The organism is Deferrisoma palaeochoriense, from assembly GCF_054656955.1.
On record NZ_BAAHXI010000079.1, the window covers coordinates 1 to 15,690 of the forward strand.

The 15,690-nt window shown below is 72.9% G+C and carries 6 protein-coding genes; 1 reads left to right on the forward strand and 5 read right to left on the reverse strand.

Annotated elements, in window-relative coordinates:
• From ACYQ8L_RS16390 to ACYQ8L_RS16400, 3 genes are all read right to left on the reverse strand, one after another.
• Positions 1–1,126 (reverse strand): BCCT family transporter (locus ACYQ8L_RS16390; protein WP_459942887.1); only part of this gene is annotated, 1,126 nt, incomplete at its 3' end.
• A 9-nt stretch (positions 1,127–1,135) separates the two neighbouring features.
• Positions 1,136–2,560 (reverse strand): trimethylamine methyltransferase family protein, encoded by a 1,425-nt coding sequence (locus ACYQ8L_RS16395; protein WP_459942888.1) that lies wholly within the window; start codon positions 2,558–2,560, stop codon positions 1,136–1,138.
• A gap of 194 nt (positions 2,561–2,754) precedes the next feature.
• Positions 2,755–4,284 carry a BCCT family transporter gene (locus ACYQ8L_RS16400; protein WP_459942889.1) on the reverse strand — a complete coding sequence of 510 codons (1,530 nt, stop codon included), beginning with the start codon at positions 4,282–4,284 and terminating at the stop codon, positions 2,755–2,757.
• 484 nt (positions 4,285–4,768) lie between these two features.
• Here ACYQ8L_RS16400 and ACYQ8L_RS16405 point away from each other — a divergent pair, with 484 nt between their 5' ends.
• A complete protein-coding gene (locus ACYQ8L_RS16405; RefSeq protein WP_459942890.1) occupies positions 4,769–6,481 on the forward strand; it encodes an ASKHA domain-containing protein in 1,713 nt (570 codons plus the stop codon).
• A gap of 230 nt (positions 6,482–6,711) precedes the next feature.
• Here the strand turns inward: ACYQ8L_RS16405 and ACYQ8L_RS16410 are convergent, their stop codons facing one another.
• On the reverse strand, positions 6,712–7,155 hold the full coding sequence (locus tag ACYQ8L_RS16410) for an acyl-CoA thioesterase (RefSeq protein WP_459942891.1): 444 nt from the start codon (positions 7,153–7,155) through the stop codon (positions 6,712–6,714).
• 301 nt (positions 7,156–7,456) lie between these two features.
• The coding region (locus ACYQ8L_RS16415; RefSeq protein ID WP_459942892.1) for an SdrD B-like domain-containing protein at positions 7,457–15,690 on the reverse strand (8,234 nt) is incomplete at its 5' end.

The window sequence follows — 15,690 nt, forward strand, 5'->3', positions numbered from 1 at the left end:
CCCGGTGGAGGTCGATGTGCACCGCGGTGCCCCCCAGGGCCGCGGCAAAGGCGAACGAGAAGAGCGCGGGGGCCACCATGACCCCGAGCACGAACTCCCGCACGGTGCGGCCCCGGGAGATCCGGGCGATGAACGCCCCAACGAACGGGGCCCAGGCGACCCACCATGCCCAGTAGAACACGGTCCAGGCCCGGGTCCACCCGGGGTTGTCGAAGAGCACCGTGCTCGTGGACAGGGGCACGAGGTCCCGCAGGTAGTCCCCGAGGGCCCGGCCGAAGGTGGTGGCGATGGCCCGGGTGGGGCCGTAGGCGAGGAAAAACCCGAGCAGGAGGAGCATCAGGATCACGTTGAGGTTCGACAGGATCTTGATGCCCCGGTCGACCCCGCTCACCGCCGAGGCGATGAAGAGAAGCGTGATGACCCCGATCACCGCCAGCGTGGTGCCGACCCCGTCGGGGAGCCCCGCGCTCAGGTGAAGCCCGCTCGTGATCTGCAGGGCCCCGAGCCCCAGGGAGGTCACCACCCCCATCACGGTGGCCCAGATGGCGAGCACGTCCACCACGGCCCCCAGCCATCCCTCGGCCAGCCGGCGGCCGATCAGGGGCACCAGGCACCGGGACACGAGCGCCGGCTCCCCCTTGCGGAAGTGGAAGTAGGCGATGGCCAGGCCCACCACCACGTACGTGCCCCAGGCGTGCACCCCCCAGTGGAAGAAGAAGATCTCGAAGGCGAGTCGGGCCGCCTCGGGGGTGCCGGCCGCGCCCGTGGGGGGCGAGGTGAAGTGGTACATGGGCTCGGCGATCGACCAGAACACGAGGCCGATCCCCATGCCGGCCGAAAACAGCATGGCGAACCAGCTCGTGCGGCTGAATTCCGGGGCCTCGCCGTCCCGGCCCAGCCGGATCCGCCCGAGGGGCGAGACCGCCAGGGCGAGCCCGGCCGCCACGAACAGGCTCACCAGGGCCAGGTAGACCCCCCCGAGGTTCGTGGTCACCGCCGAGAGCACGGCCGAGGCCGCCTGCCCCGTGGCCTCGGGGGCCACCGCCCCGGCCACCAGGAACGGCAGCACCAGGAGGGTCGAGCCCCAGAACACCCGGCGGTCGAGGTTGGCATCGAGCCAGCGCATGGCAGGCCCCTACCCGCCGCGCTTGCGGGTCTGCACGTAGGCGGCCAGGTCCCGTTCCACGTCGGGATCGATCTCGGGCTTCTGGTACCGGGCGAGCCGGTCCTCCACGGCCTGGGCGGCCCGCTGGCGGGCGTCGAGGCCCCCGGCCTGCTTCCAGCCCTCGTAGTTGGCGCGGTTCGCGAGCTTGGGCAGGAAGAACTCGGTGCGGCACAGCTTGAACGTCTTGGGCTGGGTCAGGTACTGGCCGCCGATGCCCACCTTCTGGATTGTGGGCAGGTCGATGGTCTCGTCGGTCACCGCCACGGGCGAGGCGAGCTTCTTCACCATGCCGCACAGTTCCTCGTCGAGGAGGAACTTTTCGAAGCTCATGGCGATGTAGGAGCCGAGGATCCCGGCGGCGTGGAGGACGAAGTTCACCCCGTTGCGAACCGCGGTCACGAGGGAGAGGGCCGACTCCATCCCGGCCTGGGCGTCGGGCACGTGGCTGTCGGTGAGCGCGCCGCCGCTCCGGCACGGGAGCCCGTAGAACCGGGCCATCTGGGCGGCGGCCGACACGAACATGGAGTACTCGGGGGCCCCGATGGAAAGCCCGCCGCTTCGCATGTCCATGGCCGACGAGGTGGAGCCGTACACCACCGGGGTGCCGGGGTTCACGAGTTGGGCCAGCGTGATGCCGGCCAGGATCTCGGCGTTCTGGAGGGCGAGCACCCCGGCCTGGGTCACCGGCCCGGAGGACCCCGCCATGATGAGGGCCGCCACGATGCAGGGCTGGCCGTACCGGGCGAGTTCGATGAGGCTTGCGGCCATCTCCTCCGAGAACTGGAGCGGGGAGAGGGAGTTGATGAGCGAGATCGTGACGGGCTTGTTGCGGATCGCCTCGGGGCCGCCCCAGATCCGGCCGGCCATCTCGATGGTGTCCCGGGCGCCCTGGCGGGACACCGGGGCGCCCATGAACGCCTTGTCCGAAAGGAGGATGCTCGACAGGAGCATGTCCAGGTGGGCCGTGTCGCTCGGCACGTCCGAGGGTTCCACCATCATGAACCCGTTCATGTCGAGGTAGGGGGAGGTCTGGACCAGCTTGCAGAACCGGTCGTAGTCCTCCAGGGTGGCCTCGCGCTGCTCGCCGTCGGCCGTCACCACGAACGGGGCGCCGTAGCCGGGGGCCAGGGCGAAGTCGTCGCCGCCCACGGCCACGTCGTTCGCGGGGTTGCGGGCGTGGATCACGAACCGGCTCGGGGCCGTCTCGAGGGCGGCCCGCACGTCGTCCTCGGTGAGCCGGACGATCTTGCCGTCCACCTGCTTGCCGTGCTTCTTGAAGATCTCCAGAGCCTCGGGCTCGTTGAACGCCACGCCCGTGGTGCGCAGCAGTTCCATGGAGGCGTCGTGGAGCTTTTGGAGTTCCTCGTTCGTGAACTCGTGCATGCGGTCGTACATGGTCGGTTCTCCTCTCGTCTTGGAAATGCCGGAAGCCGTTTCACTGCCCTCGATCGCGGCTTTCTTCCCTATCTCGCGGGGGTGGATCCGGGGACTTTGCCTTCCGCTGACGCCCTCGATGCTCGGGCGTCGCGCTCCGTCAACGCCCCCGGATCCACCGAGTGGCCGCGTCTGCGTTCTTGAGATCCACTCTCCTAGGCGGCGTCCTTCAGGGCGGCTTCTGCAGCCATCTCCCGGCGGTAGCGGGAGAGCCCGCGGAACGTGCCGTAGATCACGGCGAGCAGCAGGAACATGAGCGGGAACGCGGTGGCGATGGAGGCCGTCTGGATGGCCTTGAGGCTCCCGGTTCCGGCCAGCACGGCCGCCACGGCCCCGAGGGCGATGCCCCAGAAGGCCCGAAGGTTGCGGCTCGGGGTCTCGTGGCCCGACACGAACATGGCCAGGGCCATGGCCGCGGAGTTGGCGCTGGTCAACACGAACACGCCCACGAGCACCACGAGCCCCACGGTGAGCACCTGGGTCAGGGGCAGGTGCTGGGCGATGGCGAAAATCGCGCTCTCCACCCCGTGGTCGGTGATGGTCTGGGTCACGTCCCAGTGGATCCCGGCCCCGCCGATCACGGCGTACCACAGGAAGTCGGCCAGGGTGGGCAGGATCAGGGTGGCGGCCACGGTCTGGCGGATGGTGCGGCCCTTGGAGATCCGGGCGATGAACATGGCCACGAAGGGCGCCCAGCTCATCCACCAGGCCCAGTAAAACACGGTCCAGGCGCCGGTCCACTTCTCGGCGACCCCGGGCTCGGTGTAGAGGCTCAGGCCGAGGAAGTTCTGGAGGTACTGGCCGAGGCTGTTGGTGAACAGGTCCATGAAGTACCGGGTCGGGCCCACCAGGAACACGAAGAGCCACACGGCGATCGTGGCGTACATGCGCCAGTCGGCGAGCAGTTTCACGCCCTTCTCGAGGCCGGTGTACACGGCCAGGGTGAACACGGCGGTGAGGAGCCCGATGATCACGTAGGTGCCCACGGTGCCCACGTCGAACCCGTAGGCGAACTGGATGCCGCTCTTCATCTGCAGGGCCACGAGGCCCGTGGTGGTGGCCAGGCCGCCCAGGGTGGCGAACACGGCGAAGATGTCGAGGACCTTGCCCCAGGTTCCGAAGATCCGGTCACCCAGCACATAGTAGAAGGCGCTGGAGAACCGGAACGGCAGGTTCTTGGTGTAGCAGGCGTGGGCCAGGGGCACGGTGAGCATGAGATAGATGGCCCAGGCCGAAAGCCCCCAGTGGAAGAACGACTGGGTCATCGCGTTGGCGGCGGCCTCGGTCGTTTTGGGTTCGCCGCCGAAATAGGGCGGGGGAGTCATGTAGTGGTAGGCCGGCTCGGCCGGGCCCCAGAAGATGATGCCCGCGGCGATGGCCGCGCCGAAGAGCATGGCGAACCAGGAGAAGTTGGAAAACTCCGGCCGGTCGTCGGGTTTGCCGAGGCGCATGCTCCCGAAGTCGGTGACGAGAAGCAGGAACGAGGCCACCACCAGGAGAAAGGCCGTGAGCAGGTAGAGCCAGCCCCACTGGGTGGTCGTCCAGGAGAACACCGCGTTGATCGTGTTGGAAAACGATGTGGGCGCCACCACGGCCCACAACACGAAGGCCACGGTGACGGCGGCCGACACCCAGAAGGTGACCGGGTCGTACGGCTTGGTGGAGGGGGTTCGAGACTCGGGCATGACAAACCTCCTAAGGGGATGGGGGGATGGATGTTCGGCCGCAGGGTGAGCAAGGGCCGTGCCCCCGATCCGGGAAAAGGAGGCTTTGTTCGGCAACCCATGGATACGACTTGGAAAAATGCTACAGGCCCGGTTCGGAGGTCGGGCCGGCCCCTGTTCAAAGACGCAAAATGTTTGGCGGCACGGGAGGAAAAGGGAAAAAGGGTTTGCGGCAAAATTTTTGGCATTTGCCGGGCTGCGGCCTTTGGGCCGCGGAACTCCCCCAGGGCCCGAAACCTGCAAGCCGATTCCGTGGCGGGGGTCGGTGGACAGATGACAGAGGACAGGGGGGCCTGACCTCTGACCTCTGAATTCTGGCCCCCGATACGGCAGCCGCTCCCACGGGTTGGGAGAGCCGTTGCCGCTGGAATCACAAAGGATTTTGGCGTCCTAGCGTCCCAGCCTCCCAGCCTCCCAGCGAGAACTTGCTTGCAAGGAGCACCCCATGCCCGAGTTTGTTTGGACCCCCGGCGAACGCCGGATCGCGTTTCGCCGGGGCGAGAGGCTGTTGGACGCGCTTCGCCGGGCCGGGATCGACCTGGAGGCGCCCTGCGGGGGAAAGGGGGTGTGCGGGAAGTGCCGGGTGCGGGTCCGGGCCGCGGGCGGGGTGCCGGCCACCCCCCACGAGAAGCTCTCGGCGGCCGAGGCGGCCGACGGCGTCCGCCTGGCCTGCCGGCTCGCGCCGGAAGACGGCTGGCGCATCGAGCCGGCCCGCCCTCCGGAGTCGGATCTCCGGGTCGTGGCCGCGGCGGGAGGGGGCGGCGCCCCCGTGCGGCCCGCGGTCCGGGTGTTCCGGGCCGCAGACGGGTGGGCCGTTCGGTTCGGCCGGGGTCGGCCCCGGCCGCTCCCCCGGTGGGAGGTGGCGTGGCGGCCCCGGGGGGTGGCCCTCGATCTCGGTACGACCACGCTCGTCGTGTCGCTCCTCGACCTGCCCTCCGGGGAGCGGCTGGCCGTGGGGAGCGGGAGGAACCCCCAGACCCGGTTCGGCCACGACGTGGTGAGCCGGATCCTCGTGGGGAGCCGGCCGGAGGGCCTGCGGGCCCTTCGGGACGCGGTGCGCTCGGCCGTGCGGGACCTCGTGGCGGGCTGCTGCCGCGAGGCCGGGGTGGAGCCCGAGGAGATCCTGGAGATGGTCGTGGGGGGCAACACCACCATGCTCCACCTGGCCGTGGGCGAGGACCCGTCCCCCCTGGGCCACGCGCCGTTTCGCCACCGGCTGCGCACCGGGACGGCCCGGTCGCTTCGGCCCTGGGGCCTCGGGGCCAACCCGGCCGCCCGGCTCTACCTGCCCCCGGTGGCCCACGCCTTCGTGGGAAGCGACGTGACCGTGGGCCTTTGGGTCACCGGGTTCTTCCGGGCCCGGCGGCCGGAACTCTTCCTGGACGTGGGCACGAACGGCGAGGTGGCCCTGACGACGGGGGTGCGCCGGCTCGTGACCTCGGCCGCGGCCGGGCCGGCCTTCGAGGGCATGGGCATCCGGTTCGGCATGCGGGCCGCCGCGGGCGCCATCGAGCGGGTGGGCTGGGACGGCCGGGACCTGACCGTGGAGGTGATCGGGGGGGGACCGGCCCGGGGGATCTGCGGGAGCGGTCTCTTGGACGCCGTGGCGGTGCTCCTGGACCGGGGGGTGATCGACGCGAGGGGCCGGGTGCTCCGGCCGGGGGAGTATGCCGGGCCGGCCGCCCTGCGGGATCGCCTGGGGGAGTACGAGGGCAAGCCCGCGGTGCATCTGGCCGACGGGGTGTTCCTGACCCAGGCCGACGTGCGGCAGGTGCAGCTCGCCAAGGGGGCCATCCGGGCCGCGGTGGACTGCCTGCTGGACGCGGCCGGCCTGGGGCCGGAGGACCTCGGGCGGGTGGTGCTGGCCGGCGGGTTCGGCCTTCACCTCTGGCCCGGGGGCCTGGAGCGCATCGGGCTTTTGCCCCCGGGCCTGGCGGACCGGGTGGAGTTCGCCGGCAACACGAGCCAGGGGGGCTGCGAGGCCTTCCTCCGCGACGCCGGGGCCCGGGGGCGGCTGCGCCGGGCCGTGCGCTCCCTCGAGCACCTCGGGCTCGCCGGACTCCCCGCGTTCCGCGACCGGTTCATGGCGGCCATGCGGTTTCCGCCGGTGGACGGTGGGACGGTAGGACGTTGGGACGGTAGGACGGTAGGACGGTAGGACGGTAGGACGGTAGGACGGTAGGACGGTAGGACGGTAGGACGCCCGACGGCCGGGAATCGGGGGACTGGCGTTCGTCGAGTGAACCTCCGTTGGTCGCAGGTCGTTTGTCGTTGGTCGTCCGGCTGTTACGACCTGCGACCTACGACCTGCGATCTGCGACCCACGGCAGTTCAGCCGTCCGCACGTCCTAGCGTCCGCACGGTTTCCCGTCCTCCCGTCCGCACGTCCTAACGTCCGCACGGATCCGGCTTCGGCGGGGGCATCGCGCCCTGGGCCTTGGCGACCCGGGCGAGCCAGTCGGCGTCCAACGGCTTGGGCCGGCCGGCCGCGTGGTCGAACCGCACCTGCACGCTCTCGGCCCGGGCCACCACCCGGCCGTCGCCGGTCCGGGCCTCGTAGGCGAAGGCCCAGCTCGTGCGGCCGACCCACTCCACCCGGATCCCCACGGTGACCGCCTCGCCGTACACCACCGGCGAGAGGTAGTCGCACCGGATCGACGCCACCAGGAAGTCGATGTCCTCGATGCCCCGGGCGCCCAGGACCTCCTCGTAGAACCGGGCCCGGGCGATCTCGAAGTAGGTGAAATAGACCGCGTTGTTCACGTGGCCCAGGGGATCGATGTCGCGCCAGCGCACCTCGATCCGGGCCTCCAGGGGAAACCGGTGTTCCATGGCATCTTCCGCTGGGCGGCTGGGCTGCGTGGCGGCGAGGCGGCCGAAACCCCTCATTCCGGCGTCATCGCCCGTGCCAGCCTGTGGGCGCGGCTCCCGAGCCGCGACGGTTCGACTCGTGCCCTTCCGGCCCGGGCCGCGGCGGGGCGCTGTTCCCCCGCCGGATCTCGCCCGGCCGGTACCTCCAAGATCCGCGGTGCCCCGCAGGGGCCGGAAAGGGCTTCCACAGCCTTTCTCCGCCGCGGATGGGTCCGGGATGTTACCCGCACCCCGGCCCGGCGCGCCACCCCGGGAGGACGGGCTAGAACTTGCCGACCAGGTTCACGAACCACCCCCGGTCGTCGTAGGAGAGGTCGGTCAGGTCGTCCGAGAAGTCGGTGAAGTTGTACCCCACCCCGAACTTGAGGTTCCGGCCCACGTGGCGGTAGAGCGCCGCCAGGGCGCCCCGGCGCGTGTCCCGGGCCTCCTCGACGTGGAGCCATCGGCCCTCCACCAGAACGTCCCACCGCCGCACCAGGTGGAGGTCGGTCCGCAGCACGGCCAGGTGGGCCGTGCTCGAGAACCACTCGCCCCGGTCCCGTTCGGGCCGGATCTCCCCGAGCCGCAGCCCGTACTTGCCCCCCACCGAAAGCCACCGCACCAGGTCGTAGGTGGCGTCGGCCGAGAACACGTGGCTTCGCTGGGAGAACGCGGCCGGGCTGTTCTCCACGGCCAGTTGGCCGGGGGAGGGGAGGTCCTCGAAGAAGGTGTATTTGACCAGGGCGTTCAGGCGGTCGTGGCGCACCGGCCGGTACGCGAACCCCACCACGAGTTCCCGGAAGTCGCCGTCGTAGAACTCGCCGCGGCTGCTCCGGCTCACCGAGAAGCTGTACTTGGTGAGCAGCCGCCAGTCGTCGTCCAGCCGGTAGGTGAGCCCGTTTCGCATGAGCCAGGTGGTGCGGGTCTCGGCGTCCGACTCGTCCCGGCGGGCCTCGAGGGACGACGAGGCCTTGACCCCCTCCCGGCGGTAGCCGGCGCTCACCGTGGCCGCCCTGCGGTCGAGCCGCCCGGCGTTTCGCTCCTCCAGCGTGCCCACCTCGGCGCCGAACCCGAAGGCCCAGGCCTCGTCCGGGGCGAAGTCCACCCCGAAGGCGTGGGTGAGGCCCGCCCGGGCGTCCCCGTGGGTGAGCCGTTCCTCGGCGTAGAGGCTCGTCGTGTCCGTGAACCGGGTCCGGCCGCCGGTGGTGAGGTTCCCCTGCCGCGCCCCCGAGCCCCCGTCGGTCCGGTCGGTGGTGAGTTGGTAGCTCAGGTAGAGCTGCGTCCGGTCGGTCACGGCGTAGTCGGCCTGGGCCGTGCCCCCGAACCCGCCGTCGCCGCTGGAGGCCTCGGCCGAGAGCGTGAGCCGTTCGCCGATCCGGGCCCGGCCGCCCACCCCCTGGCGGTCGTTGTCGAGCCGGTCGCCCGTGCGCTCCACCGTGGTCTGGGCGAACCCGTACAGGGCCCACCCGGCCGGGTGGGCGTACTCGAGCTGGCCGGCGAGGTCCGAGCGCACCCCCCGGGTGTCGGCCTGGCCCGTGCCGCCCCGGCGCTCGTCCCGGCCCAGGCCCACCGTGGCCAGCCACCGCTCGGCGATCCGCTGGGTAAGGTCGGCGCGGGTCACCCAGCTCGACTCCCCGCCGGCCTCCTCCCGGGCGTCGTGCTCGGCCCGCAGGCCCGAGGTCTCCGAGAGGGAGATATTCGCCGCCACGCCCCACTCGGTGGTGTCGCGGGCGGTCTGCCGGCCCGGCGCCGCGAACCCGGCCTCCCGGAGTTCCCAGTAGGCCGTGGCCTTCCCGGCGGGCCCCTCGGGATCCACGTCGGCGAAGTCCAGGGCCACCTCGACCCGACCGGCCGAGGCCTCGGTGTCGCCCGGGGCCGCGACGGCGCCGCCCCCGAAGGTGAACCCGCCGTCGGGCGAGCCGCTCTCGTCGCCCCCGGGGCCGCGGCTCCGGCTCACCTCGGCCTTCACGTAGGTGCCGGCGGAGTGGCGCAGGGTGACGTCGGCGCCCACCAGGTCGCGGATTTCGCCGGTCGTGTCCTGCCGGCTCCCGCTCACCCCCACCCGGAGCCGCTCGGTGACCCAGGCCGACACCCGGCCGCCGGTGGCCAGTTCGTCTGTGTCCACGCCGGTGGGCGGGTACTCGTAGGCCACCACCAGGTACACCGGGTTCCCGGCGAGGTCCCGGTCGCGCACCGCGAACCCGTCGGGGGCGGTGGAGGGCAGGGGCTCGGTCAGCACGATGCGGCCCTGGATCGGGTCGATCTCGTAGTCCTGGTCGGGCGCGAGCCGGGTCAGGTGGAGCACCTGCCCGGTGTCCCGGTCGCGCACCTCCACCCGCACCTTCTCGGAGCCCACCGTGATGTTCTGGTGCCGCAGGTAGTACAGCGACCCGCCCGTGCCCCGAAACTCGTCCCGGGCGTAAAGGGTGCCGGGATCGGCCGCGAACCCGTCCACCGTGATCCGGCGCTCGCCGAACGAGGTGGTGGCGTCCGACACCCAGTGGAGCTTGGCCCCGTAGAGGCTCCGCTCGACCTGGGCCAGTTCGGTCTCGGTCTGGGTGGCGTGGAAGTTCCCCCACAGCACGTGGGACTCCCCCTGCTCCAGCCGCACGTAAAGCCGGCCCTGGGTGGGGGCGTCCTCGGTGGTGGTGCTGTCGTCCCCGTACACCGGGTAGTACCGGTCCGGGTCCAGGCGGCGAAGGAGCTGGCGCGGATCCCGGTCGTCCAGGTTCGACAAGAGGTCCTCCAGCTTGCCCTCCCCGGTGTCGAGGCTGGCCGTGAGGAGCACGTCGCCCCGGATCTTGCCCTTGAGGTAGAACGCCACCCGGCCGGTGGGGTCGGTGATCTTGCGCTCGGCGTCGTCGTCGGCGGTCACGAGTTCGATGGGGCCGGTGCCCCGGCTCTGGCCCACCGTGAGGTCGGCGATCCCCACGAGGAACCAGCCGTTTTGGGGAATGTAGAGGGTCCGGCGGTACTCGGCCTCGCCGCCGTCGGGCCCGGGGAGCCGCAGGCGGATCTCGTGGGGCCCGGCCGGCACGATCTCCTCGTGGACGAAGTCCCCGTTGGGGTCGGTGGGCACGGGCCGGCCCATGAACCGGACGATCCGGTCGGGCGCGAGGCCGCGGCCGTTCACCGTCACCGTGCCGCCCTCGACGGGGATCGTGTCCACCGCGATCCGGTTTTCCCCGTAGCCCCGGAAAAGCCCGGCCTCCCCCGGATCGGCCGCCCCCGCGGCCGCGGAGAGTTGGAGTTCCTGGGGTTCGGTCTCGTCGAACTGACCGGCCCCGTCCCGCACCCGCAGCACGTAGCGCACCCGGGGGCCGGCCCCGGCGGGGGGCACCCAGGTGGCCAGGCCGTCGGCCCCCACGGGCGCCACCGCCAGGGGCTCGGCCCGCGGGGAATCGCCGTCCCGGAAGATCCGCACCTCGGCCCCCCGCACCCAGGCGCCGTAGTTCCAGTAGGCGGCGAACCGCACCGGTTCGCCCGGGCGGGCCGGGGAGGGCCAGGCGGTGACGTTGAGCCGCTTTTCCGCCCGCAGGGGATCGTAGCGCATCTGGATGTCGTGGCGGGCCAGGGCGAGTTCGCACTCCCTCTGGTCCCACACCGGGTAGGCGATGCGGGGCCGGTCGGGGTCACCGTCGGCGCTCAGGGCGAACGGCCGAAGCGGCCGCCCGGGCTCCAGCGGCCGGACCTTCGCGGTTTCCCGGTGGATCACGAGGGGGTAGGGCTCCCCGCGTTCCTGCCACGCCCGGCCCACCCGCTCGGCCACGGCCCCGAGCCGGGCCCGCACGAGTTCCGGCGCCTCGTCGTCCCGGGCCAGGTAGGCCACCAGCAACTCCGCCGGCCCCTGGCGAAGCGCCTCGAGGGTCTCGGCCAGGGCGACCTGCCACTCCGGCCCGGGCCGGTCGGTGCCGGGCTCGAAGCCCGCCTCGGCCACCTCGAGCCGCACGATCCGGTGGATCGCGGCCCCGAAGTTCACCTTGACCGCCTTGCCGCGGGTGAGGCGGACCACCCGGGGGTTCTCGGAGGTGGGCCGGTAGCCCAGGGGCAGGGAGGTTTCGTCCACCTTGAGCACGAAGTTGGAGCCGGCCCGCTCGTCGGGCACCGCCACGCAGGCCAGGTGGAACCGGCCGAAGGGGTCCGTTTCCACCACGAGCCCCCGGGCCGTGGCCAGCCGGACCCCCGGAAGTCCCGGTTCGCCGTCGTCGGGGTAGCCGTTGGCGTTGCGGTCGTCGAACACCCGACCGATCACCTCGGCGCAGTCGAACGTGGGGTCGGGCACCACCCTAACCGTGGCCTCGCTCACGTTCGAGAGCACCCGGTTGGCGGGCCCGTGCCGTGCCCACGCCTGGTTGACGTATTTGCCCTCGCCCACGCCGGCGCCCACCACGGCCACCAGCCGGAACTCCCGCTCCTCCTCGGGCCCGAAGCTGAGGTCCTTCCAGATCACCTGCCGGCCCTCGCGCACCGGCTCGGCCCGGTTCCCGTCGGCCCGGCCCGATCCGCCCACGTACTTGAAGCCGGGGGGCAGCAGGTCCACCAGGTCGATGTGCGACAGGTGGGTGGGCAGGGTGTTTCGCACCGTGATCGTGTAGGGCACCAGGTCGCCCCGGCTCGCCTCGGCCACGGGGGTGGTCTTTCGCACCACCAGGGCCCCGTCCACGAACGGGTCCACGGGAAGGTGGTGGTTCACCACCGGGGGGTCGCCCAGGGCGAGGGCCAGTACGGGGTGGTACCGGCCGTCCTCTCCCGGGGGCGGCGGCGCCTCGGCCTCGGAAACCTGGTAGGGGTCCGGGCCGCCCGTGGGGTCGAGGGGTTCGGCCCGGGGCGGCACCATGCCCGAAGGCCAGAGCTGCACGTACTCCCCGGGCGGGGTGACCTGGAGCCGGTACTCGCCCGCGGGGAAGTCCCCCACGAGGTCGAACCGGTACGCCCCGTCCGGGCCGGTGCGCTGGTCCTGCTGGCCCGGGAGGAGGTGGCGGGCCGGGTCGAACCCGGCCGGGCCCTCGAGCCGGACCACCGCGCCCTCCACGGCCACGCGCTCCACCGAGTCGTACACGATCCCGGAGGGGTCCAGGGCCAGGTTCTGCCCCGGGGTCGTCACGCCGGGCCGGAGGGTCAGGCCCCGGATCGTGCCCTCCCGGGTGTCGGCCTCGGGAGAGGCCGACCGGGCCCCGCCGTACACCACGCCGGTGACGGGGTGCCGGAACCGCACCTCGTACCCGGAACCCGGCGGGATTCCGCCGATCGCGTAGGCGCCGTCGGGCCCGGTGGTGGCCGTGGCCACCAGGGTCTCGCCCTGGAGGAGTTCCACCGCCCAGCCCTCGGCCGCGGGTTCGCCGGCGTCCCGGGCCCCGTCGTGGTCGAGGTCGCGCCAGGCCTCGCCGGCGAGCGCGGCCAGGGATGGCCGGGCGCCCACCTGCACCCGCACCGGGTCGTCGTCGTTGGGGTCGGCCGGGTCGTTTCCGGCCTCGACCCCGTCGTCCAGGGCCGAGTCGCTCAGGGCCGCCGGGGCCCCGTCGCGATAGAGGGTGGCCTGGGTTTCGATGGCATCCCCCGGGGCCGCGGTGACCCGGGCCCGGAACCGCACCGCGACGGTTTCCCCGGCCCCGAGGTCGCCGAGGTCCAGGCCCTCGTCCAGGGCGGAATGGCTGGGCCCGGGGTCGGGCTGGACGGCGCCGTTCAGGGTCGTGGTCCCCGGCACGTACTCCGCCCCGGCCGGGGCGGTGGGCTGCACCGCCGAAACCGCCTCGGCCGGCCGGGCCCCCACGTTGGCGACCTCGAGGATGAACTCCAGGGTGTCGCCGGGTTCCACGCGGCCGCCGTTCAGGTCCACCGCCCGGGCCGAGGCCACCAGGGCGGCCACGTCCCCCACGGCCAGGCGGGCCGGCTGCCGGCCGTTCTCCGGGTCGGGGTCGGCATCGGTGGCCACCTCGGCCAGGCCGTCGGCCGACACGGCCCCCTGGACGGCGATCACCGTTCCGGCGGGAAGGTCCGGGGCGACCCGGGTCCGGAACCGGATCACGGCCTCCTGGCCGGGGTCCAGGTCCCCCAGGGCCGCCGCGAGGGCCTCCCCGGCCCCCGGGTCGGCGAGGGGTTGGGCGACCGCCTCCCCGCCGCCGTCGGGGTCGAGGGTGAGGCTTCCGGCCTCGTACTCGAGGGCCGCCGGCAGGGGATTCGTGAACCGGACGTTACGGGCCGCCGCGGCTCCCCCGTTGCGGACCACCACGGTGTACTCCACGGGATCGCCGGGGGAGACGGGGACCCCCTCGGGGGCCTCCCAGGTCATGACCGCCCCGAGGGCCGGGGCGTCGCCCACCACCACCTGGGTGGGGTCGGGATCGACCGAGGTCTCGGGGTCGTCGCTGGGCACGGGCCGCGCCGGCCCGGACCCCTCGCCCTCGCCCTGGACCTCGCCCTGGGCCGAGAGCACGGCCCCGTTGGCCAGGTCGGGGTCCAGGACGACCCGGAACGACACCCGTACCACGTCACCCCGCTCCACCCGGCCCTCGGGGCGGCCCGGGGCCTGGACCGGGATCCCGTCGGCCAGCGGGAACCCGCCGGCCGCGTCGGGCACCGGCACCGCGGTGTCCGCGGCGGCCCGCCCGGCCGCGACCGGGGCGCCCGAGAGCACGGTGCTGCCGGGCACGTAGGTGGTGCCGGCCGGCACCGGCGACCGCAGGCGCACGTTCCGGGCGTGCTCGTCGCCGGTGTTCGTCAGGGTGAAGGTGTAGGTCAGGGTGTCCCCGGGCAGCACCGCCCGGCCGCCGGTATCCGCGGTGAGTTCGAGCACCAGCCGGGGGGACGAGTGGATCCGGGTCAGGGTGGGGTCGTCGTCCGCCGGGTCGGCCGGGTCGTTCCCCGTCTCCTCGCCGTCGTCGTCGGCCGCCGCGGCCGAGTCGGTCAGGAACGGCTCCTCGAACCCGGCCACCTCGAGGGTTCCCTGCACCCGCACCACGGTGCCGGACGGAAGGGCGGGCACGAGCCGGGCGGTCCACGACACCGTCACCTCTCCGCCGGCCGGGATCTCGATCCCGGTGACCTGGACCTCGAGGCCGTCCCCCGGCGCCTGGGTCTCGCCGGCCGTGGCCGCGAGTTCCGCGACCGACCCGGGCTCGAACTCCCCGGGCAGGGCACAGGCAAAGGTTGCCGCGGTGGCGGGCACCGGGCCGTCGTTTCGAAGCCGGGCCGTGTACCGGAGGGCCGTTCCGGGGGAGGCCTCGGCCGCGTCCACCTCCAGGGTCGCCCGCACCACCGGGGCCCGGGAGGTCGCGGTGTGGTCGGCCCGGTGGTCGTCGCCGGGATCGGGCGTGCCGGCCGCCGGGTCCGGCCGGTACGCGCGCACGTCCGGGCCGCCGGGCACCCCGCTCGCGTAGGCCGCGATGCGCGCGGTGTTGGTGAGGGACAGGCCGTCGGCGCTCCCGGGGTCCAGGCGGGCGAGGTACCGGACCCGGAGGCCCTCGCCCGGGGAGAGTTCGGCCGCCCCGTCCGGGATCCGAAGCGTCAGGGTTCCGGTGTCCGGGTCGTACTCGGCCCGGTAGTCCCCGGGCGCCAGGGGTGCCGGGTCGCCCGAGGCGGGGATCCGCTCCACGGCCGCCACCCCGGGCTCGCTCCGGCGCATGCCCTCGGGGAGCACGTCCCGCAGTTCCGTGGGCCGGCCCGGTCCGGTGCCCCGGTTCGTGATCTCAAGCACGTATTCCGCCGGCGTGAGGAGGTCCACGGTCTCGGGTCCGGTCTTCGCGAGCACGAGGTCGGGCTCCACCACGCGCACCTCGTGGTCCGGGGCGGTGAGCGTGGCGACGACCGTCCCGCCGGACCGGTCCCGCACGCTCGCCCGCGCCCCGTTGGCGAACACGACGCCGTCCGCGTTCCCCGGCACGTCCCGCACCCGGACCTCCACCTCGACCCGGGCCTGTCCCTCCGGGGCGACGGCCGGCAGGGTCACCCGGACGCGGTTGCCCTCGTGGAACGGGGCGCCGGCGGGGTCGCCCACCAGGTCCCCGCCCACGTCCACCGCCGTCACGACCACGTTTGCCGGAACCTCGTCGGCGACCTCCACGTCGTAGAGGGTCACGTTCACCGGGGTGGCGGGCACGAGGATCGTGTACCGGAACGTTTCGCCCACCGAGGCGGTTTCGGGCCCGAGCACGGCGATGTCCGTGACCGTCTGGGTGGTGAGGGGTTCCGCCGTGACCGGCCCGACCGTGCCGTAGTCCTTTCGCACGGCGTCGGCGGGGTCGTCGGCCGAGGGGAGGGAGTAGAAGTGGTCCACCCGGGCGGCGTTGGTGAAGGAGACGTCGGGGCCGACGTCGGCGTCCACCGTGGCCGAGAACGAAAGGGTGAGGACCTCCCCGGGGCCGAGCACGGCCGCGTCGGGGAACCGCCAGGTGACCTCACCGGTGCTCGAGCGGTTCGCCTCGTCGAGGGTTGGGGCGTCGGCGCCGGTGAGGGCCGTGCCGCCGATGGCGTAGGCGAGGTCCGTGAGGGCCGTGTCGCGAAGTTCCGGCGGCAGGACAC